The sequence below is a fragment of the Rhizobium sp. 01T444 genome (assembly GCF_056398305.1).
In genome coordinates this window covers 1-524 of record NZ_JBFTPD010000400.1, presented here as the reverse complement: position 1 = coordinate 524, position 524 = coordinate 1, and the positions used below count along the sequence as shown (strand labels likewise).

Sequence of the window (524 nt, the reverse complement as noted above, 5' to 3'; positions counted from 1 at the left end):
AGCTAGGTGTGTCTTCGGCAGGCTGGTTCCACACATCGCCGTGTCTCGCCAACCCCCAACTGAAAGGCAGAAATCCTGATGTCCACAGATGATCCATCGAATGAACAATCTTCCGAAGCACCAGACATCCGGGAGTCGATCAGTCGGCGCCAGCTGTTGAGCGCCGCCGCCGCAGCGGCGCTGATGGGCGCCGGTCTGGCTCGTGCTCAGCCCGCCGCCGCTTCCGCCAGCGGCGTGCAGGATCTGGACCTGTCATCGGCTGCAACCGCGATTCGCACGGGTGCCATGACGTCCGAGAGTTATGTGAGCAAATTGCTCGATCGCGCTGCGAATCTCTCCGATCTGAATGCCTTCATCACAATAGACCGAGCCGGCGTACTGGAAGCGGCCAGAGCGGCGGACAAGGCTCGCGCCGCGGGCCATTCGGCGCCGCTGCTGGGTTTGCCGATCGGTGTGAAGGACAGCTACCTGACCCAAGGCTTGGCTTCGACCCTCGGCACTTCCGTTTTGAAGGACTTCAAGCC

At 62.0% G+C, this 524-nt stretch carries 1 protein-coding gene; it reads left to right on the top strand.

Features of this window, described 5'->3' with window-relative positions; translation table 11 throughout:
* Positions 1–78: 78 nt before the first annotated feature.
* On the top strand, positions 79–524 hold a 446-nt coding region (locus AC1DTN_RS39145; RefSeq protein WP_477925630.1), incomplete at its 3' end, for an amidase family protein.